Origin of the sequence: Brevibacterium sp. HMSC07C04 (assembly GCF_001815905.1) — a bacterium.
Taxonomy (GTDB): domain Bacteria; phylum Actinomycetota; class Actinomycetes; order Actinomycetales; family Brevibacteriaceae; genus Brevibacterium.
Window position 1 is genome coordinate 13,222 of sequence record NZ_KV823286.1, and the last position, 19,120, is coordinate 32,341.

19 protein-coding genes are annotated in these 19,120 nt (G+C 60.9%); 6 read left to right on the plus strand and 13 right to left on the minus strand.

Annotated features, from left to right (window positions below; genetic code table 11):
• Nucleotides 1–22: 22 nt before the first annotated feature.
• Together HMPREF3162_RS10690 and HMPREF3162_RS10695 are read left to right on the plus strand one after the other, a co-directional pair.
• Complete coding sequence (locus tag HMPREF3162_RS10690; protein WP_070573687.1) at nt 23–1,129, plus strand: adenosine deaminase; 1,107 nt, start codon at nt 23–25, stop codon at nt 1,127–1,129.
• A complete protein-coding gene (locus HMPREF3162_RS10695; RefSeq protein WP_083304093.1) occupies nt 1,126–1,671 on the plus strand; it encodes a hypothetical protein in 546 nt (181 codons plus the stop codon). Before HMPREF3162_RS10690 ends, HMPREF3162_RS10695 begins: the two co-directional genes overlap by 4 nt.
• 99 nt (nt 1,672–1,770) lie before the next feature.
• Here the strand turns inward: HMPREF3162_RS10695 and HMPREF3162_RS10700 are convergent, their stop codons facing one another.
• Complete coding sequence (locus tag HMPREF3162_RS10700; RefSeq protein WP_070573689.1) at nt 1,771–2,481, minus strand: hypothetical protein; 711 nt, start codon at nt 2,479–2,481, stop codon at nt 1,771–1,773.
• Nucleotides 2,482–2,549: 68 nt separating this feature from the next.
• Nucleotides 2,550–3,059, minus strand: coding sequence for a MarR family winged helix-turn-helix transcriptional regulator (locus HMPREF3162_RS10705; protein ID WP_070573691.1), 510 nt, complete (start codon nt 3,057–3,059; stop codon nt 2,550–2,552).
• A gap of 227 nt (nt 3,060–3,286) precedes the next feature.
• On the opposite strand from HMPREF3162_RS10705, the gene sucC reads away from it, so the two are divergent.
• Nucleotides 3,287–4,456 (plus strand): ADP-forming succinate--CoA ligase subunit beta, encoded by a 1,170-nt coding sequence (gene sucC / locus HMPREF3162_RS10710; protein WP_070573693.1) that lies wholly within the window; start codon nt 3,287–3,289, stop codon nt 4,454–4,456.
• A gap of 22 nt (nt 4,457–4,478) precedes the next feature.
• A complete protein-coding gene (gene sucD, locus HMPREF3162_RS10715) occupies nt 4,479–5,381 on the plus strand; it encodes a succinate--CoA ligase subunit alpha (RefSeq protein ID WP_070777795.1) in 903 nt (300 codons plus the stop codon).
• A gap of 454 nt (nt 5,382–5,835) precedes the next feature.
• On the opposite strand, the gene HMPREF3162_RS10720 is transcribed toward sucD, so the two are convergent.
• Complete coding sequence (locus tag HMPREF3162_RS10720) at nt 5,836–6,246, minus strand: universal stress protein (RefSeq protein ID WP_070573696.1); 411 nt, start codon at nt 6,244–6,246, stop codon at nt 5,836–5,838.
• Between the two features lie 124 nt (nt 6,247–6,370).
• Between HMPREF3162_RS10720 and HMPREF3162_RS10725 the strand changes: the two genes are divergently transcribed.
• Complete coding sequence (locus tag HMPREF3162_RS10725) at nt 6,371–7,651, plus strand: class I SAM-dependent methyltransferase (protein WP_141759602.1); 1,281 nt, start codon at nt 6,371–6,373, stop codon at nt 7,649–7,651.
• Nucleotides 7,652–7,757: 106 nt separating this feature from the next.
• On the opposite strand, the gene HMPREF3162_RS10730 is transcribed toward HMPREF3162_RS10725, so the two are convergent.
• The 10 genes from HMPREF3162_RS10730 to HMPREF3162_RS10775 form a co-directional block, all read right to left on the minus strand.
• Nucleotides 7,758–10,238: an FtsX-like permease family protein gene (locus HMPREF3162_RS10730; protein ID WP_070777797.1), complete on the minus strand. Its 2,481-nt coding sequence runs from the start codon at nt 10,236–10,238 to the stop codon at nt 7,758–7,760.
• Nucleotides 10,235–10,978 (minus strand): ABC transporter ATP-binding protein, encoded by a 744-nt coding sequence (locus tag HMPREF3162_RS10735; RefSeq protein WP_070573702.1) that lies wholly within the window; start codon nt 10,976–10,978, stop codon nt 10,235–10,237. Before HMPREF3162_RS10735 ends, HMPREF3162_RS10730 begins: the two co-directional genes overlap by 4 nt.
• A gap of 85 nt (nt 10,979–11,063) precedes the next feature.
• Nucleotides 11,064–11,729, minus strand: coding sequence for a response regulator (locus HMPREF3162_RS10740; protein ID WP_070573703.1), 666 nt, complete (start codon nt 11,727–11,729; stop codon nt 11,064–11,066).
• Nucleotides 11,726–12,652, minus strand: coding sequence for a sensor histidine kinase (locus tag HMPREF3162_RS10745; RefSeq protein ID WP_256282715.1), 927 nt, complete (start codon nt 12,650–12,652; stop codon nt 11,726–11,728). Before HMPREF3162_RS10745 ends, HMPREF3162_RS10740 begins: the two co-directional genes overlap by 4 nt.
• 382 nt (nt 12,653–13,034) lie before the next feature.
• Nucleotides 13,035–13,829 (minus strand): MerR family transcriptional regulator, encoded by a 795-nt coding sequence (locus HMPREF3162_RS10750; RefSeq protein WP_070777799.1) that lies wholly within the window; start codon nt 13,827–13,829, stop codon nt 13,035–13,037.
• 53 nt (nt 13,830–13,882) lie between these two features.
• A complete protein-coding gene (locus HMPREF3162_RS10755; protein ID WP_070777800.1) occupies nt 13,883–14,488 on the minus strand; it encodes a response regulator transcription factor in 606 nt (201 codons plus the stop codon).
• Nucleotides 14,485–15,615 carry a sensor histidine kinase gene (locus HMPREF3162_RS10760; RefSeq protein WP_070777801.1) on the minus strand — a complete coding sequence of 377 codons (1,131 nt, stop codon included), beginning with the start codon at nt 15,613–15,615 and terminating at the stop codon, nt 14,485–14,487. Before HMPREF3162_RS10760 ends, HMPREF3162_RS10755 begins: the two co-directional genes overlap by 4 nt.
• Nucleotides 15,615–16,376: an ABC transporter permease gene (locus tag HMPREF3162_RS10765; RefSeq protein ID WP_070777802.1), complete on the minus strand. Its 762-nt coding sequence runs from the start codon at nt 16,374–16,376 to the stop codon at nt 15,615–15,617. The genes HMPREF3162_RS10760 and HMPREF3162_RS10765 overlap by 1 nt, the downstream gene beginning before the upstream one ends.
• A 3-nt stretch (nt 16,377–16,379) precedes the next feature.
• Nucleotides 16,380–17,312: an ABC transporter ATP-binding protein gene (locus HMPREF3162_RS10770; protein WP_070777859.1), complete on the minus strand. Its 933-nt coding sequence runs from the start codon at nt 17,310–17,312 to the stop codon at nt 16,380–16,382.
• Nucleotides 17,313–17,482: 170 nt separating this feature from the next.
• Entirely contained in the window at nt 17,483–18,109 is a 627-nt protein-coding gene (locus tag HMPREF3162_RS10775) for a DUF6891 domain-containing protein (protein WP_070777803.1), read from the minus strand.
• Nucleotides 18,110–18,428: 319 nt separating this feature from the next.
• Between HMPREF3162_RS10775 and HMPREF3162_RS10780 the strand changes: the two genes are divergently transcribed.
• Nucleotides 18,429–18,899 carry a GNAT family N-acetyltransferase gene (locus HMPREF3162_RS10780; protein WP_070777804.1) on the plus strand — a complete coding sequence of 157 codons (471 nt, stop codon included), beginning with the start codon at nt 18,429–18,431 and terminating at the stop codon, nt 18,897–18,899.
• Nucleotides 18,900–19,120: the final 221 nt, after the last annotated feature.

The following is a 19,120-nucleotide window of genomic DNA, read 5'->3' on the forward strand; positions in this document are numbered from 1 at the left end:
CGGCAGTCGTTAGACTGTCCGCGTGGAAGAGAACCTGTTCCCGGTACCGGCCGGAGTGCACCCGGATGACCCGATTCTGCAGCTGCCCAAAGTCAGTCTGCACGACCACTTGGACGGCGGTCTGAGGCCAGCGACGATCATCGAACTCGCCGCCGGGGCCGATGTCGAACTGCCCGCCGACAATCCTGAAAAGCTGGGGGAGTGGTTCCGCACCCAGGCGGATTCGGGAAGCCTGCCGGAATACCTCAAAACCTTTGGTGTGACCGTGGGAGTCCTGCAGTCTGCCGAAGCCCTCACACGTGCGGCCCGTGAATGGACGCTCGACCAGGTGGCCGATGGCGTGTTCTACGCCGAATGTCGGTGGGCACCCGAACAGCACGTTGCCGGTGACCTCACCATGGACGATGCCGTGCACGCGGTCGAAAAGGGCATGGAAGAGGGCGTGGCGCTGGCAGCGCAGGAGGGCCGCACCATCATCACCGCCCAGATCCTCACCGCCATGCGGCAGAACGACAATTCGCTGGCGGTGGCTGAGCTTGCGCTGCGCAACCGCGACAGCGGGGTTGTCGGCTTCGACCTCGCGGGGCCGGAAGACGGCTTCCCGGCATCAGCGCACAAAGCGGCTCTCGACCTGCTGCGGGGCGAACTGTTTCCCACCACCCTGCATGCCGGAGAAGACGGCGGCCTGCAGAGCATGATGGATGCTGTCGCAGTCTGCGGTGCGGTGCGAATCGGCCACGGGGTCGACATTGTGCAGGACATGCAGATCACAGACGGCGCCGGCGAAATCGGCAGGCTTGCCGCGTGGGTGCTCGACAGGCAGATCCCGCTTGAAGTGTGCCCTTCGTCAAACATTCAGACCGGTGCGGCTCGGTCAATCGAATCCCACCCCATTACGGGTTTGAAGGACTTGGGCTTCAACGTCACCGTCAATCCGGACAACAGGCTCATGTCCCAGACGTCGGTGACGCGCGAAATGCGGCTGCTTGTCGAACACGCGGGCTGGGACATCATCGACCTCGAAATCGCGACCACCGCGGCTCTGCGTGCCGCGTTCATTCCATTGGACGTGCGTGATCGCCTGCTGGAGGAAATCGTGGTGCCCGGCTTTGAGCGGATCGACCTGTGAATCGTTCCAGTGGCTCATCGGCCCGCCCCGGTGACTGGCGTCGTGAAGAACGCCAGCGGCGCAAACGCGGTGAACCTTCGGCGATTCATTCGACACCGCGACCGGAAGTCGATCTTCCGCCGCGTCCGGCGAGCCTGAAAGCGGCGGTGGCTGCCATGGCTCTGCAGGGCGGCGCACTTCTCGTGGCTGCGGCCATCTACGTGTACGCCGGTCTCACCGGAGCCGGCAGCAGCCTGGGTTCGCTTGTTGGGCTGGCGCTCATGTTCCTGCTCATGGCGGCATCTATGTTCGGAGTGTCCCGCGGTCTGTGGAAATACCGCCGCTGGGCTCGCCCGGCTGCTGTCGCGTGGAACGTTCTGCTGCTGTTCTTCGCCTGGTCTGTTCGGCCCGGTGTCATCAGCGCAGGCGGGGACTACATGTTCTGGGGGCCGCTGGTGTGCGGCCTGGTGACGCTGGTGCTGGTTTTTCTCCCGCCGACCCTGCGGGCCTATGACGAAGGCCTGCGCAGACAGGATGAAGCCGCACAGCGCGCCGCTGAATGAGCTGTGCGGCTGAGAGCTGGTGGCCCGCGGCGGTTGAGCGTTGGTGGCCCGCGGCTCAGCCTGCGTAGGCTGCCAGCGCAGACCAACAGCGGCGAAGCGTCAGCCGGCTTCGACGTAGTCGCCGCAGGCGGTGGCGAGAGAATCGCCTTCGAAGTCCCCTCCGCTGTCGCGCAGGTTGCGGCTGGCGTCTTGGATTGCCCACCAGACTTCCGGTGAGGACAGCCATTCTTTGCGCAGACCTTCCCTCGCTCCGGAGTCCTGCGCCAGTTTGTCGGCCGCGCCGCCGATGGTGTCCTGTGCGTTTTCGGCGGTGCAGCGTTCTTCGCTCGTGGGGCCGTCGGGGATGAGGTCGTCCTTGGCCTCCGAGGACTTCGCGGTCAGGGCGTAATCACCATCGCTTTTCTCTTCGACGGTGAATGTTCCGGTGATCAGCGCAAATGTGCCATTGGCGTCAACGGTCGACTTCGGCGCTGTGACCTTGACGCTGCCCTGTGTGCTGGGGCTCAGAGTTACGGAATCGCCGTCGCCGGGTTCGTCTTCGGTCTGCATCCAGGCCCACAGGTAGATAGGGTCTCCGGAGTCAGCTGATCCCGCAAGGCTCTGCCACAGGGGGTCTTCTTTTTTCGGCCCCCCGGGGCTGACATCGACGAACTGACTGTCACCAGCGTTGTCATCTGCAGTCGCCGACGCGGTTGACTCCGCGGCAGCTGGGCTGTTCGAGGTGCCCTCGGCAGGGCGTTCACTGTCGACGACGGAGCATCCGACAAGGCTGAATGCGGCAACGGAACCAAGTGCGAGCAGGCGCTTCACGATGGCCTCCCAGGAAGACGGCGGTTTCTTTAGATTCTATGCGGGGTACACGAGTGCAGGCTGCCGGTTCAGTCTTCGCAGTCGCGCATGATCTGCAGGTCAAAGGACGCCGACATGGTGCGCAGAAGATCAGCCAGGCGGCGGGTCTGAGTGCCGGACATGCTGCTCATGAGTTCGTGTTCGCGCTCCAAGAAGTCCAACATGGCCCCGTCGACCCTGGCCAGCCCGTCCTCGGTCAGCTGCACTCTGACACCTCGGCGGTCCCCGGGATCGGGGCTGCGCGTGACAAGACCGGCTGACACCAGCCGGTCAATCCGGTTGGTCATAGTGCCGGAGGTGACCATCATCTGCTCTGTCAGCTTTGACGGCGACAGCTGGTAGGGACTGCCGGCGCGGCGCAGGGAGGACAGAACGTCGAACGACCACACGTCGAGACCGTGAGAGGCGAAGATGTCTTTGCGCGCCCGGTCAAGCAGCTTGGCCAGACGGCTGACACGGGACACAACCTCCATGGGGGCCACATCGAGGTCAGGCCGTTCACGCTGCCATTCGCTGACAATCCGGTCGACTTCGTCCATGCCCCCATAGTAGTTCGATCTCGAGATTCTCAACAACGAGCTAAATGGTGTGGGTCCGCTTCTGGCCCCTGCTTCCCTGGGAAAACCCAAAGTTTCGGACGTTGTTCACATCCTGGATGTCCAGAAGCGCATCGGTGTTTTAAGGTGGAGAGCGTTGACAAGCTGCAAGATTGTCTGAAACCCGTGCCGGGTCATGAGGCTCGGCAGAATCAACAGAAGGACTACACGTGGATCTTTTCGAGTATCAGGCCCGTGACCTCTTCGAGGAGTACGGAGTTCCCGTGCTGCGCGCTGAAGTTGCGCAGACTCCAGAAGAAGCTCGAGCCGCAGCCGAAAAACTCGGCGGCGGAACGGTCGTCGTCAAATCACAGGTCAAAGTCGGCGGCCGCGGCAAGGCCGGCGGTGTGAAGCTCGCCAAAAACCCTGACGAAGCCGCTGCCCGCGCCGAAGAAATCCTCGGACTCGACATCAAGGGCCACATCACCAAGCGCGTCATGATCGCCGAAGGCGCAGACATCGCAGAGGAGTACTACTTCTCCATTCTGCTCGACCGCGCCAACCGCACCTACCTTGCAATGTGCAGCAAGGAAGGCGGTATGGACATCGAGCAGCTGGCCGAAGAACGCCCCGAAGCGCTCGCCAAAGTCGAAGTCAGCCCGCTGAAGGGCATTGACGACGCCACTGCGCAGAAGATCGTCGACGAAGCAGGGTTCGACCCCGAAACCGGTGCGAAGATCGTGCCCGTCCTGAAGAGCCTGTGGAAGGTCTACAAGGACGAAGACGCCAGCCTCGTCGAGGTCAACCCGCTGGTCAAGACCGGTGACGGCAAGATCGTCGCCCTCGACGGCAAGATGACGCTCGACGGCAACGCCGAGTTCCGCAACAACAACCTCGCCAAGCTCGAAGACGAAGACGCTGAGGACCCCCTGGAACGCAAGGCCAAGGGCATGGGACTCAACTACGTCAAGCTCGACGGCGAAGTGGGCATCATCGGAAACGGTGCGGGCCTGGTCATGTCGACACTGGACGTTGTCGCCTACGCGGGCGAAAACCACGGCAATGTGAAGCCGGCGAACTTCCTGGACATCGGCGGCGGCGCCTCGGCAGAAGTCATGGCCAACGGCCTTGACGTCATCCTCGGAGACGACCAGGTCAAATCGGTGTTCGTCAATGTCTTCGGCGGCATCACGGCCTGTGACGCAGTGGCAAACGGCATTGTGAAGGCACTCGAGATCCTCGGCGATTCCGCATCCAAGCCGCTGGTGGTCCGCCTGGACGGCAACAACGTCGAAGAGGGCCGCCGGATCCTCGAACAGGCCAACAACCCGCTGGTCACTGTCGTCGACACGATGGACGGCGGCGCTGACAAGGCCGCCGAACTCGCCCACAACGCCTGATCCGCCCGAAAGGACTTTCTCCATGTCGATTTTCCTGAACAAGGACTCCAAGATCATCGTCCAGGGCATCACCGGCGGCGAAGGCACCAAGCACACCGCCCGGATGCTCGCCGCAGGTTCGAACGTGGTCGGCGGTGTCAACGCCCGCAAGGCCGGACAGACCGTCAGCCACAAGGGCGCTGACGGCAACGACGTCGAACTGCCCGTCTGGGGCTCCGTGGGCGAAGCCATGGAAGCCTCCGGCGCTGATGTTTCGGTTGCCTTCGTCCCGCCGGCATTCTCCAAGGATGCCGCAATCGAGGCCATTGACGCAGGCATCGGCCTGCTGGTGATCATCACCGAAGGCATTCCCGCACAGGACGCAGCCGAAATCTGGGCCTACGCAACCGAAAAGGGCAACAAGACCCGCATCATCGGCCCCAACTGCCCCGGCATCATTTCGCCCGAACAGGCACTTGCCGGCATCATCCCGGCAAACATCACCGGCGCAGGCCCCATCGGCCTGGTGTCGAAGTCGGGCACACTGACGTACCAGATGATGTACGAACTGCGTGACTTCGGTTTCACCACCTGCATCGGCATCGGCGGTGACCCGATCATCGGCACCACCCACATCGATGCTCTCGAAGCTTTCGAAAACGACCCCGACACCAAGGCGATCGTCATGATCGGCGAAATCGGCGGGGACGCAGAAGAACGCGCTGCTGAGTACATTAAGGAGCACGTCACCAAGCCGGTTGTCGGCTACATCGCGGGCTTCACCGCGCCAGAAGGCAAGACCATGGGCCACGCCGGCGCCATCGTCTCCGGTTCTTCCGGTACGGCTGCCGCCAAGGCAGAGGCTCTCGAAGCTGCTGGTGTGAAGGTCGGCAAGACCCCGACCCAGACCGCCGAATACATGCAGGAGATCATGAAGTCGCTCTGATGCGGCGGGACTGACTGCAGTGGCTGTTCGCAGCTGAATGAAAACGGCTGTGGCCGAGTGGGAAAGCACTCGGCCACAGCCGTTTTTGTTGGGTTGCGTTGGTGTGGGTGCGTTCTCTACCTGGGGCACACCGGTTAGCAACAGAAACTCCCGTTAGCAGTGGTTGCTAAGGCGAAGATTCCGGCGAAGCGGTGTTTGTGTGCGGCTAAAGCGCAGATTCCGGCTAACGGGTGTTTTTGTGGGGCGAGGTGCTGCGGTGTTGGCCCAAAAATGCTTCGGCAGGCTGAGCAGTGGCGACTGAGTGCTTAACCCATAGCCTGGCAGTCCTGATTCTGCTAATTAGGTGGAATATCGAGGTGATCCGTGCGTTTTTGCCTCTATATTCCACCTAGACAGCAGAGCTGCCTGTTTAGGTCAGGCCGGTCGAGGCGCCGGTCCGGGAGGGGCCTACCGCTCAGAGTTCGTACTCTTCGGCTTCGCGGACCGAGAGCACCGGAACTTTGGCGTTGAGGATGATCTTCTGCGAAACCGAGCCCATGAACAGCTTACCCACGGGGGAGCGGCGCCGAAGCCCGATGACGAGCATCGTCACATCGCTGCGCGCTTCGGTCAGTGCAAGCAGCTCTTCGGCAGGGTCGTTGCCGCGCAGGTACTGCTTGACTTTGCCCGCAACGCCTTCGGCTTTCATATATTCGCGGGCTCGGTTCAGCTGGTCTTCTGTTGCGACTGCGCGTTCGTCTACTGCTTCGCCGACTCCGGCGTTGACAACGTAGAGTTTGTCGCCGGTCTTTTTGGCGAGCTCAACTGCTGCGGTCAGAGCTGCCTGGCCTTTGGTGCTGGGGGTGTAGCCAACAAGAATCGTCATGTCCCCAACTGTATCTGTGCCTAGGCAGAATTAGGGTGGGCAATCGGGCAGGTGCAGCGCGTGCGATGCCGCGCAGCCGGCAGGTGCTCGGCCTGCCAGAGCAGATCTGATTAGAGTGAGAACTGTGACAACGGATGTTGAAAGCCCCGCGTGGGCGTCCCACGTGCAGCGTATGCGCGAGCACTTTCCTGCTTGGCCGGATGGTTTTCCGCTTTCAGCTTTTGTCTCGCAGTACCTGCTGGGGCGAATCGAGGGCCAGCTGAACATTTCGGGCCGCCCGGAAGCTCCACCTCGGCATCCGGTGCCGCTTGAAGATGATGCCTCTTTTGCTGTGCTTGACGATGCTGACGGTTCGGTGACTGCTGCGGTTCTGTCGCTGACTCGCGGAGCTGCCACGGTGTACGCGGATTTTCTTCCCCACGCGCAGCGTCTGCGCGCAATGTTCGGGGATTCGCGGGTCAGCGTTCGGCCGCTGCCCGGCTTTCCGCCGCATATCTCCGCCGGTCTCGATGTTCGCGGCGGCAGGCCGGCCAAGGCGCTTCTGGTGTCTCCGAAGGCTCAGGCCGCGGTGGCGGACTATGCTGCTGCCCTGCGCCCGGTGGTTGACGAGTTCATGGTGGTCGGCCGCGATAAGCACCTGTTCCGCGGCATCAACACGGAGCTTGCGCGCACATTCGAGCGGGTAGATGTAACGCCGGGCCGGTATAAGTCGCGAATGATCATCGGCTCGACTCCAGACGCTGGGATGGGGCTCAGCTGTGCCCAGATCGAGCCGAACCGACGCATACTGCATGCGGGCATTCCGCGCGTTCCCGATTTCGAGGTGTCGGCTTACGGGGCGTGTTTCGGCGGGGCCGAGATCGACGGCGGTTCTGGTCTGCTGCTGCGCTCGCTTGCTGAGCGTCACGCTGTCCCTGCTGCTGAGAGTGCTGCCGAAACCGCTGACGAGGCACCTGCGGACCGCCCGCGGATCCTCGACTTGGGGTGCGGCAACGGGTGGCTGCTGACGGCTGCTGCTCATGTTCTGGGTCCGCGGAAGGCCGTGGGCGTCGATGCGTCCGCGGCGGCCCTTGCGTCTGCCCGGCTGACCGCCGAAGCGGGTATGCCCGACGGGGTTGAGTGGAGTATCGAGTATTCGGACGCGGGGGAGGGGCTGCCGCAGCAGGCTTTCGATGTTGTGGTTCTCAATCCGCCGTTCCATTCGGGGCACGAAATCGAAAACGAGACTGCCAGACAAATGATGCGCAGCGCGCTCGCGGTGGTGCGCCCGGGTGGGCGTGCGGTGGTCGTGTTCAATTCAGCGCTGCGGTACAGACCTGTGCTCGAAAGGCTGTTCGGCAAGGACAAAGTTGAGCAGTGGGCCAGGGACCGGCGCTTTACGGTGCTCGCGGCAGTGAAAAGCTGAGCCTGCTGAAACTGCAATCGCAGGGCTTAGAACCGCTGCCGAAAGGCCCGGTTCCCAGCTGGTCAGCGGCTGGGAACCGGGCCTCACTTGTGGGATTGCTCAGGTTTTATCGCTGCGCAACCCCCTGCGCTGGCTGGGTGCGCGATGCGGCCAGGGCTGGCAGGAGTGATGCGATAAGCGCAGCAACCACGGTCACAACCGCTACCAGACCGAACATCAGCCATGGGATATCCGCCACGACGGTGATGTCATCAGAGGTCAGAAGTGACTTCACTGAGGCCCAGCCGAACAGGATGCCGAGCGCGGTGCCGACGACGATGGACACGATCGCCATGAGCGTCGCTTCGGCGGCAACCATTCCGGCGGCAGCCCACCGCGGCAGGCCCAGGGTACGCAGAAGCGCGGTTTCCCGTTTGCGTTCGATTGTTGCCAGCGACAGGGTGTTGCCCACGCCTACAATCGAAATGATGATCGATGCGCCAAGCAGGCCCAGCACAATGCCCATCAAGATAGTGAGCGCCTCTGCAAACCCGGCTCGCGAGATTGCGCCTTCGCCATCGGCGGCGACATCGGCCTTTTCGAGGTCGCTGCGCAGCGTCATGACCTGCGACACGCTGACATCGTCGGCCAAGCGCACCCACGTCTGGCCTTCGGATTTCTTCAAGCCCAGGGCGGCGACGTCGTCTGCGTTTGCCAGAGTGGTGCCGGAGGGAACAGCTTTGTGGACTTTCAGCGTCAGCTGCACCTTGTTCTTTCCAGCATGAAGGGTGATTTCCTTGCCCTTGTATTCCTCAACATCGGTGTCAATGCCGACGTACATCACGCCGGGTGGTGGAAGAAGATCAGTGTTGCGCGGCGCACTGTATTTCTTGTTTTCGACACCGATCACCTGGGTCTCTTTGCTGTCCGGGTCGTCCGGGTTGTGGCCCAGCGGTACTGAGGTCTTCACCCGGGTGCCGGGCAGCGTGTTGACGTCTTTGACGATCTTTGAGTTCTTCAGGGTTTTGGCAGTCTTGTCGGAACTCGAATACGCCACAAAGTCAATGGGAGCGAATTCGCTGAGTTCCGCGTCGATGGTCGTGCGCGTGGTCTGTGCTCCCATGAAGATGGTGGCCACCAAAGTGACGCCGATCAGCAGGGCCGCAGTTGTCGAAGCCGTCCTGCGCGGAGCCAGTTTGACGTTGCGGGCAACGAGGCCCAGCGTGGGTGAGCGGAAGACCTTTTCGCCGATGCGGCCTATCAGCTCAACCAGTGGGGGAACAAAGACACGGCTGAGAACCAGCACACCGCAGAAGGCTACGAAAGCGCCCGGAAGGGTGAACATCATATCGGAGGACGCGGTCCCGACAGCAATGCCCAATAGCCCAAGTGCGGTCAGCAGCGAGCCGATCACCAAACGGACCCACGGGAAGCGCGATGCCGGTGCCGGAATGTCTGCGGGGGCCAGCGCATCGATGGGGGATACGCGCGTGGCTTTGAGAGCGGGTATGAACGATGCTGCCACGGTGACGCAGACTCCCACGGCAACCCCGGTCACCACGCCAAGAATCGGCAGCGGCGCGGTCTGGAATGTCGACTGCACGAATGCTCTCAGTGCAATTGACAACAGGAGCGAAGCTCCCCAGCCTACGAGCACACCGATGATCGAGCTGATCAGACCCAGGAGTGCACCTTCGGCAAGAGTGGCGTTGCGCAGCTGTGAGCGTGTAGCTCCCACCGCACGCAGAAGAGCGAGTGACCGGAGGCGCGAAGCGACAAGCACCTGGAACGTGTTGGAGATGACGAGAACTGCAACAAAGAGAGCTACCACGATGAACGCTGCGATGAACGCCACGATGGTCATCGAATCGCCCGTGAGATCCTTGATGCCTTCTTGCACCAGCTGATCTTCGGTGGAAACCGTGTAGTCTCCGCCGACTTTCGCGCCGAAGTCGTTCGTCTTCACATCGGCAGAGCCGGCCAGGGTCTTCGCAACGGCGGATTGGACTGTGGATACGTCTGCAGACTTGTCTGTCTGAATGCGAAGGTGGTCGAACTCCGGGGCCAGCTTGGCAGCACTGGCATTGGTCACCTGGAGCGCTGATTCCGGCATATGGCCGATCCCGGTGATGGTGAACGTGACCTTTGATTTCTCTGGGTCTGAAACGAAGGGGAATGTCAGTTCGACCTGGTCACCGATTTTTTTGTTTTCCTCTTTGGCGACTTCTGTGTCAAAGAGGATTTCGTTCGGTTTGGACGGAGCCCTTCCCGAGTCCACTTTGATTTCGCTGTTCTTGGGCCATACATTGACCAGGGCGACACCTCCGGAGGCGAAAGTGGCGAAAGACCGTTCGATCCGCTGTGTTTCTTTGACTCCGGCGGTGTTCTCAATCGCCTTCTGCTTTTTCTTTTCTAAAGGCCCTTCGTTGCTATGCTTCACCACCAGGTCCGCGCCCGCATACTGTGCGGCGAGCTGAGCCCGCATGGTGCTTTGGAAGGACGCCAGAACACCCATGACGGCGACAACGAACGCCACCGAAACGATGATGGTGATAGCGGCGGCGATCAGGCGCGAACCGCCGGAGCGAAGATTCGCCTTGACAATCATTTGGTGACCTCCAGAAGAGCCTGGGAGATCGCCTCGACCGTCGGAGAGTAGAGCTCGCCCACAATGTATCCGTCAGCCAGCATCACAACGCGGTCAGCGTAGGCGGCTGCCGCTGGGTCGTGGGTGACCATGACGACGGTTTGGCCAAGTTCGGAAACGCAGCTGCGCAGAGTCTGCAGAACCTCAGTTCCGGAGCGTGTGTCAAGAGCGCCGGTGGGTTCGTCGGCAAAGATGACATCCGGCTGATTCACCAGAGCGCGAGCAACCGCAACGCGCTGCTGCTGGCCGCCGGAAAGTTCGTGCGGGCGATGGGTCAGACGGTCGCTGAGACCGAGGTTGTCTACGATCGCGTGCTTGAACTGCGGATCGACCTTGGTGCGGGCGAGCTTCGACGGGAGCATGATGTTTTCGTCGGCTGTCATCGCGGGAATCAGGTTGAACGCCTGGAAGACGAACCCCATGTGGTTGCGTCTGATCTTGGTCAGTGCGGCGTCGCTGATGTCCGTGATCGTCCGTCCGGCCAGTGTCACAAAGCCGCTGTCCGGGCTGTCCAGGCCGGCCAGAATGTGCATGAGCGTGGATTTTCCTGAACCCGAAGGACCCATGATCGCGGTGAACTGGCCGTCCGCGATGTCAATGTTGAAGTTGTTGAACACGGTCAGGCGGGCTTCGCCGGTGCCGAAGGATTTGCAGATTCCGCGGGCGCTGATCGCGGTGCTGTATTCAGTGGAAGTTGTCATGTTCCCACTATCGCGGATTCACCTGCTGAGAACATCCGCCCGGAGGATGCTTCTGACCGCAGGTTCTCATCCTTGGGGATGAGGCTCACACAATCCCGGTCTCGTACGCCAGGATGACCGCGTGAATGCGATCGCGCACCTGAAGCTTTGCGAGGATGTTGCGCACGTGCGTTTTCACCGTGGGAGCGGCCATGAACAGCTCGTCTGCAATTTCGGCATTGGTTTTGCCGTGGGCGATCAGCTCGAAGACTTCGCGTTCGCGCGACGTGAGCCGATCCAGTCTGCGCGTCTGTTCAACCGGCGGTGCAGGCTCTGCAATGACGGTCTCCAAAAGCCGGCGGGTGGTTGAAGGTGCAATGACAGCGCCGCCGCTGTGTGCTTGGCGGATGGAATCCAGCAGAACCTCGGGGCGAGCATCTTTGAGGAGGAACCCGCTGGCACCCGAACGCAGCGCTGACAGTGCGTATTCATCTGTGTCGAACGTAGTGAGCACGATGATAGTGGGCAGTCGGGGAAGTCGCCCGGCATCGCCCATGGCGAGGATCTCAGCGGTGGCGGATAAGCCGTCGAGAACGGGCATGCGAATGTCCATGAGGACAACATCGACCGGGTGCGCCATGACCACGTCGATCGCTTCGCGGCCGTTTTCTGCCTGCGCAACGACCTGCATGTCGTCCTGGGAGTCGATCACCATGGCAAAACCGGCCCGCACAAGAGCTTGGTCGTCAACGAGAAGTACGCGAATAGTCATGAAATATCCTCTGGAATAGTCAGCTGAACAAAGAACCCAGTGTCTGTCGGCTCCGCGGTGAGTGTGCCGTTGTGCACCCGCGCACGCTCCCGCATGCCCTGAATCCCTGATCCTGAACCGGGCACCGCCGATTCTTCGCCGTGTCCGGTGGAGACAATCTGGGCGACAAGCGCTTTGTCGCCAGCCTGCACGGTGACGTCTGCGTGGGAATCCCGGCCGCCGTGTTTCAGAGTGTTGGTGAGAGCTTCCTGTACCACTCGGTACACCGCAAGCTCAGCCGCTGGAGACAGTTTGGGCAGGTCAGGCGAAACATTCAGTGTGACGTCCAGCCCGGCTGAGCGCACGTTGTCAGCGAGGGTGCCGAGGTCGTTGATGGCCGGCATGGGAGCAGTCTTTCTGCCGGACTCGCTTTCGCGCAGGACACCAAGGATGCCGCGCAGATTCCCCAGGGCTTCCCGCCCGGTGTCTGCGATGGTTTCCAATGCAGACACCGCGGCTTCGGGTGAGCGTGCGGCAGCATAGCGGCCGCCGTCTGCCTGGGTGATGATCACCGACATGGAGTGGGCGATGATGTCGTGCATTTCACGGGCAATGCGCATGCGCTCGGCATCAGAGGCAAGCCGGATCTCGTTTTCGCGTTCCCTTTCAAGAAGCGCATTGCGTTCGGCGATCCACCGTATGTCATCGCTTCTGCTGCGACGATACGTTCCTGTCATCCACGCAAAGGCGACTGTCATGAAAGGAAACACGGAGAAGACGGCAACAAACAGCAGGAGCTCGCCCGGCGAGGGGTGTTTCGGGTAAATGTCCTGCCGATAGAATTCCGCCGCTACACGCAGCGACAGCAGCAGGGAGGCAACAGCCCCCAGTGCTAAGAAAATCTTGCCCCACCGCTTGGGCGCATAGGCGGTGACAGAGTGCACGGTAAGCGGAACTGCGATGAGCGAAGGGTGAGGGACCTCTAACCCCACAAGGTATAGAAGCCCTGTTGCTGCCACAGTCCAGCCGGTGAACAAAGGAAAAGTCCGCCGAAAAACAAGTGAGGCGCACATAAGAACAAGCGGCACAGACCTAAGAGTGCTGAGCGGGTCGGGGGCGGCTGGATCGACCAGCGCCAAAAGCGTCAGCGGAGCAGCGAAGACAAGAGAGTCATAAATCCACTTGCGGGCCGAAATGAACCGCAGTGCTCTCAGATGCCACGGACTTTCCATAACCACAAGTCTAAGAAGCCCGGAATGGGCTTTCATCGTCCTGCGGTATGAGCTATTCAGCTGCGGGCTGAGGAGATTGTTTGCCTGATGGAGACTACTCCCACTGTGGGCTGTCGAGATTCACACCGTGTGTTTTTGCAGCGGCTTCAATCGCATCGGCAAGCCAGCGCGCAAGGCCAGGCTGTCGGTCCTCGTAGTGCTTGGCGAAATCTTCATCAGCGATGTAGCTGCGCGAGATCAGGTAGTGCTTGGCTGGGGTGACGGGAAAGAATTCGCTGAGCACTTCGCGGTGCTGTGCTGCGAGGTCGGCTGCCTCCGCGCTGCAGACCGACACGTTTCTGCGAACCGCTTCGGCCAGCTTCGCTTCGACGGCGTCGAACCTGCTTTTGTTTGCGGCCCAATCGTCGTGGCTCCAGGCTGCTGTGCGCTGTTGGCTGATGCTCCAGTCGTCGGTGTCGCCGTATGTCTCTTCGGCCTGAGCGTGGTGTTCGGCAAAGCGGGCTTCTCCGAGGATTTCGCCTATTTCGTTCAAGCTCGGCTTCACTGTGCTTGTCTCCTTTGCTATTAGTCTGTCGATTGCCCTGAGCATTTCTTCGGTCTGCTGCATTTGGGACGTCAGTATTTCGCGCTGCCTGCGCAGGTGGGCAATGTGGTCTGTGCCTGAGTTCAAGACGTCCTTGACTGCTGTAAGCCTCATGCCGGTGGCTCTGTAGATCATGATCTGCTGGATCGTCTCAAGATCAGCACGCGTGTAGATTCTGTAGTTCGACCGGCTGCGCGCCGAAGGGCTGACAAGGCCGAGCTCTTCCCAATGGTGCAGAGTGCGCACCGTTATCCCGAACTGACGGGCAACCTCCCCGACTGAGAAGTGTTCTTCTTCGCTGTTCATGCACACAATTCTGCTGTCTGACGCCGCGTGAGGGTCAAACAGATCTGCGCGAACTAAATCCAGCCGTTCGCCTTTGCCAGATGGGCAGCCTCGAAGCGGTTGTCCGCGCCGGTCTTCGACATGATGCTGGAGATGTGGTTGCGCACCGTGCCCGGTGTTAGGTGCAGCGCTTTGGCGATGGCGGGGGAGCTCTTGCCCTGAAACAGGTGCCGGCACACTTCCGCTTCCCGTTGGCTGAGGGGATTGTCGGGTGCCAGCAAGCTGTCCCGGGCAAGTGTTGGGTCGATCACGCGCAGCCCGGCGTGGACCCTGCGAATTGCTTCGGCTAGCTGTTCGGGCGGTGTGTCCTTTACGAGGAACCCGTCCACACCTGCCTCCATCGCGTCCTTGCCGTAGCCGGCTTTGCCGAAGGTCGTCACAATCAGGCAGCGGCACGGGTGTTCGGCCAGTTCTTTGGCCACGTTGAGGCCGTTGAGTCCAGGCATTTCGATGTCCAACAGTGCCACGTCGATGGGCTGTTCCTGCACCAGGCGCAGGGCTTCGGTCCCGGTGGCGCAATCGGCCGCGACCTCGATGTCCGGCTCTGAGTTCAGCAGTGCGATCAGAGCTCCGCGCACCAGCGACTGATCCTCAGCGACGAGCACTCGAATCGTGTTCACTGAACGGCCTCCTCGGCGGCGGTGTCATCGTCAATCAGCACGCTGTCGCCGGTCATTGTGATCAGAACTGTGCTCAAGCCCTTCTCGCGGCGCATGATGAGCTGCCCGCCGGCGGCCTCAACCCGATCGCGCAGACCAGCCAGTCCACCCACCTCGTGCTCTGCAGAATCACCATTGAACCCGCAGCCGTCGTCGGTGACCTGCAGCTTGTCCGCGGTTACGCGCACCCAGCAGTTGTCCGCCCCGGAGTGGCGGATTACATTCGTTGTCAGCTCACGCAGGCCCCAGGAGAACACGGTGTCGTGCTTGCCCTGCGCGGTGAGAGGTTCGGGAAGATGAGCGGTGATCCCCCTTGTCTCCAACGCCCGGCGCGCCCCCTGCAGCTCTCCGGCGAAAGTGGGCGTGCGCATGCGGGTGACTGTCGAACGGACCTCTGCCAGAGCCAGGCGGGAAAGATCGCTGATCTCCTTGAGCTCCTGCTTGGCCTGCTCCGGGTGGTTCTCTGCGGCACGGCGTGCAACTTCGGACTTCAGGTTGATCACCGTGAGCGAATGGCCCAGAAGGTCGTGAACATCTGCGGCGATGTCTTCTCGCTGCTGCGCGAGTTCCAGTTCGTGCAGCAGCTGGTGGCGGGATTCGTCGTACTGGCTGAAAACGCCCACCCCAACCAGCAGCAGGGGAATGAAAAACAGGACGAAGGCTGCCCAGCCGAGGTCTTCGGGAGTGCTGAGCCATACCGCGACGGCTCCGGCAGCCCCCGTAGCCAACACGATGGGCAGGGCTTTCTTCAAGGTCACCGTGAAGCCCAGCATCGCGGCCAGATAGGGGGCGAAGACCACCGCGCCCGTGTTGATCACCGGCACGCTGGCCAGCGCAATCGCCAACAGAACGGCCCACCTGAGCAGTACCCGCGGAAAAAGCGCCCAGCGGTGCGGGCAGGTGTTCAATGAACCGAACGCCCAGAAGTAGAACAGGCCGAAGGCGAACACGCACACAGTTATCCACGCTTTGGCTCCGGCGCCCAACACGTCGCCGGTGTAGACCTGCACCAGCATCGGCCCCAGGAGCACCAGCCATATCGAGGCGAAGACCGCGTTGCGCAGCTGGAAGCTGTCGAAGAAGCGCATCAGCTTCGGTTCTTGTCGCGTTTGCCCATGAACAGGCAGAAGCCCACGAAGATCGCCGTCCATACCGCGATGCTAACCCAGGCGTGCCACATCGGCTCGTACACCAATTCGGTGCCGGCTATGTGTCCGCCTTCGGCCAACGGCCAACGCACCAGCGTCATGGCGCCGAACATCGGGGTGAAGCGCCCCACATCCAGCAGTGTTCCGCTAAGCGGCATAAACACATTGCCCGCAAAGGCGAGGATCACGATCGACGCGGTGGCCACGGATACTGTGTTCTCCTTGGGGACCAACAGCGCCCAGGCCAGACCGTAGAAGCCGAAGGGGATCGAGCACAGTACGCATACCAGCAAGCTCAAAGCCCACTGGTCCGGCTGCATCTTGGCTCTGGTGAGGGCTCCGACGATGAACACAGCCACGATCGGCAGCACGGCGCGCACGGCAATGCTGACGCTGTTCGCAAAAGCCAGCTGCCACGGGTGCAGGGGAGTCAGCGCCAATTGGCGGCCCCAACCGCTTCGGCTGTTGGTGACGTGGGATCCAGCTGCGCCGACTGCGCCAACGACACCGGCGTAGAAGGCCATGCCCAGCATGACGAACGCCGCGTAGTTGCCGCCGTTGACTTCGTGCTCACCGTAATCTTGGAGTGAACCGAAGAGCAGGTAGAAGAAGATCGGCAGTCCGACGCTGAAGAACAGGGTGGGCATGTCCCGGCGCAGGCGAAGGAGCTCGTGACCGGCGAATTTCAGGGTGGTGCTCATTGCTCAGGCCTCCTGGTTGCTCTGTGTCAGCGCGAGGAAAGTGTCTTCCAGGCTGTGGCTGGTGATGGTCAGATTGCGGGCGTCCGTTTCGGTCAGCAGGTACCGGGCGAGGGCATCGGAGTCCTCGGTGGTGATGTGCAGTCGACTGCCGTTGACTTCGCTGCTTTTCACCTCGGGCAGTTCTGTGAGCTTGGGGAATTCGTTCGGGAATTCGGCGCTGACCACGCAGCCTGCGTTCATGTTGCGCAGTTCCTCGGTGGTTCCGTCTGCGATTACCTCGCCCCTCTTCATCAGGACGATGCGCTGGGCGAACTGATCTGCTTCCTCCAAGTAGTGAGTGGCGAAGATGATCGTGCGCCCCTGCTGGGCCTGGTGCTCCATGGACTCCCAGAAGCGGCGGCGTGCACAGGCGTCCATTCCGGCGGTTGGTTCGTCGAGGATGAGGATGTCGGGATTGCCCAGTATTGCCAGGGCAAAGCGGATGCGCTGCTGTTCGCCGCCGGAGCATTTGCCCACGCGGCGCTTGTAGATCGGTTCAAGGTCGGCTTGTGCGATGACGTCTTTGAGCGGCAGGTGTGTTGGGAAGGTCGCGGCGATCATCTCCACCGTGTCTTTCACGGTGAGTTCATTGAGCAGGCCGCCGGTCTGCATGAGTGCGCTGATCTTTTGGCTGTAGACGGCCTGTTTGGGGGACTGGCCCATAACACTGACGCTGCCGGAGCTTGGGGTGGTCAGCCCCAGGATCATGTCGATCAGCGTGGTCTTGCCCGCCCCGTTGGTGCCGAGAAGAGCGATGATTTCTCCCGGATGCACGGTGAGGCTGGTGTCTTTCACCGCGTGCACGGGATTGGTGGAGCGTGCGTTGAAGGTTTTGCCTATTCCGGTGAGCTCTATGGCCGGAGCTGGTTGTGCCGTAGGTATGTGCGCCGTATTCATGCCCTTCACGCTAGAAAGGCAGCGTGCAAGGCGGGCATATCTTCTGTCACCACATGCCCATGACATTTGTCATGGGCATGTGGGGTGAGTTGGTTGATCTGTTCAGCAGCCCGCGCTCGGTGGTCCGCACCCTTGTGGAGATGTCGGAACCGGACGGGAGAACCTCCCGTTTACGGGAAGTCTGGTGCGAGTTTTACTTCGTAGAGCAGGTTGCTGCATTTGATGCGGGCGGATGCGTCTCCGTCCCATTCGGGGTTGAGGCCACGTTCAGTGAGCTCGTTGTATACCCACCGCCCAGTTTTCTCGTGTTCTTCCTTGCTTGCGATCATGGATGAGAAACCCACGTAGAGCACACCGGTGCTGATCAGGCGGTCCACGTCTTGTATGGTGCAGCAAGCGTAGTCATTGGAGTCGTAGGCGCGGGCCTTCCGTTGTGCATAGTAGGCGGCTTCGCTCTGGTCGAAGCCCTCATCGAAGGACCACGCGATACCGGCCTCCTCGAGAAACCAGCCAACGTCGTAGATCGACTTTACATGCGCAGAGGATTCTGGGACCAGACGCCGGTATTCGTCGCTGACCAGCTTGATGTAGTCCTCGATCCTCTCCGGGCGAGGGTTGAGCCTGGATTTCTGTTCCTGCCACGGCTCAAGGTCGATGAGCTCGTTATAGCGTCCGAGGATCTGCTCGTAGGTTTGGCCGTGGCATAGCTTCATCGAGATATCGCTCTCGATCGTCTCTTGAATAGACATCGAATCCGATGGGGGATAGGCAGAATCAAACATTGCGTGGCGAGTCATGACGCCACCCTATAGAGCTGCCCTTGAATCGGTCCAGAGGGCAGGTGCAGGTTCCGGACATAGAGGTCTGGCGGTTATTCGCGTAGCTGTGAACGAAGATCGCGGAACCGCGCTCCACTTTTCTAGCCGAGGTGTAGTCCACGACGGTTACGGACTGCTTGTGGTGCCCGAAGAGGCGGGGTGGTGCGTCATCGCGCCTGTGGATTCGTTGAGGGGCACAACCTGCCTGCCTTATGCCATGATTGCGAAAACGTAACTGGTCACGGTGGACGCCGGCGTCTGCCCAGTGGCCTAGAAGGCTTGACGGCAGGGGAGCGGTATGGAGTTTGTTGTCAAAGAAATAAAGGACAAAGAACAGAAGGCTGAAATTGCCAGGGAAGTGCTGAACGACCTTCCTGAGTGGTTCGGTATGCCTGAAAGCACTGAGGAATACATAACTGATTCGCAGGACAAGCCACTCTTGGCGTCCTTCCATCAGGACGAAGTGGCTGGGTTCCTGGTTCTCAATGCAACCAGTCCGGACTGCGCAGACATATTTGTGATGGGCGTTAAGAAGAAGTTCCATCGCAGTGGTGTGGCCACACAGCTGAACGAAGAGTACGAAAAGCTGGCGAAAAGTTTGGGCTACTCATACTCTCAGGTCAAGACCGTTCAGTCAGGCCACTATGACGAGTATGACGTGACGAACAAGTTCTATAAATCGGTGGGCTATAAAGAACTCGAAGTGTTCCCCACGCTGTGGGATGAATGGAACCCCTGTCAGGTGTTCATCAAATATCTAGGCGACTGACAGCACAGGTATCGGAAGTCCGAGACCCTGCGCCGTTCTTGGTTGCTTGGAGCTTCTGCCAGCCGTCGGGCAGTACGTGTTCCCTCATCTGGCTTTCCACTCAAGGTGCGGGGCTGAAGCCTGCCTTGAAGCGTCCCCAGCAGCTTCCCACTTAACTTCCCACTCGACATAACACTGTGGGAAGCTGAGTGGGAAGTTAAGTGGGAAGCTTGTGGTGGTGC

What these genes read in the sequence shown, in the direction of transcription:
- HMPREF3162_RS10705 (WP_070573691.1), bottom strand. Translation starts at nt 3,059, where the DNA reads ATGGACGAAGTCGACCGGATTGTCAGCGAATGGCAGCGTGAACGGCCT.
- sucD (WP_070777795.1), top strand. Translation starts at nt 4,479, where the DNA reads ATGTCGATTTTCCTGAACAAGGACTCCAAGATCATCGTCCAGGGCATC.
- HMPREF3162_RS10720 (WP_070573696.1), bottom strand. Translation starts at nt 6,246, where the DNA reads ATGACGATTCTTGTTGGCTACACCCCCAGCACCAAAGGCCAGGCAGCT.
- HMPREF3162_RS10730 (WP_070777797.1), bottom strand. Translation starts at nt 10,238, where the DNA reads ATGATTGTCAAGGCGAATCTTCGCTCCGGCGGTTCGCGCCTGATCGCC.
- HMPREF3162_RS10735 (WP_070573702.1), bottom strand. Translation starts at nt 10,978, where the DNA reads ATGACAACTTCCACTGAATACAGCACCGCGATCAGCGCCCGCGGAATC.
- HMPREF3162_RS10740 (WP_070573703.1), bottom strand. Translation starts at nt 11,729, where the DNA reads ATGACTATTCGCGTACTTCTCGTTGACGACCAAGCTCTTGTGCGGGCC.
- HMPREF3162_RS10750 (WP_070777799.1), bottom strand. Translation starts at nt 13,829, where the DNA reads ATGAACAGCGAAGAAGAACACTTCTCAGTCGGGGAGGTTGCCCGTCAG.
- HMPREF3162_RS10760 (WP_070777801.1), bottom strand. Translation starts at nt 15,615, where the DNA reads ATGCGCTTCTTCGACAGCTTCCAGCTGCGCAACGCGGTCTTCGCCTCG.
- HMPREF3162_RS10765 (WP_070777802.1), bottom strand. Translation starts at nt 16,376, where the DNA reads ATGAGCACCACCCTGAAATTCGCCGGTCACGAGCTCCTTCGCCTGCGC.
- HMPREF3162_RS10770 (WP_070777859.1), bottom strand. Translation starts at nt 17,312, where the DNA reads ATGAATACGGCGCACATACCTACGGCACAACCAGCTCCGGCCATAGAG.
- HMPREF3162_RS10775 (WP_070777803.1), bottom strand. Translation starts at nt 18,109, where the DNA reads ATGACTCGCCACGCAATGTTTGATTCTGCCTATCCCCCATCGGATTCG.
- HMPREF3162_RS10780 (WP_070777804.1), top strand. Translation starts at nt 18,429, where the DNA reads ATGGAGTTTGTTGTCAAAGAAATAAAGGACAAAGAACAGAAGGCTGAA.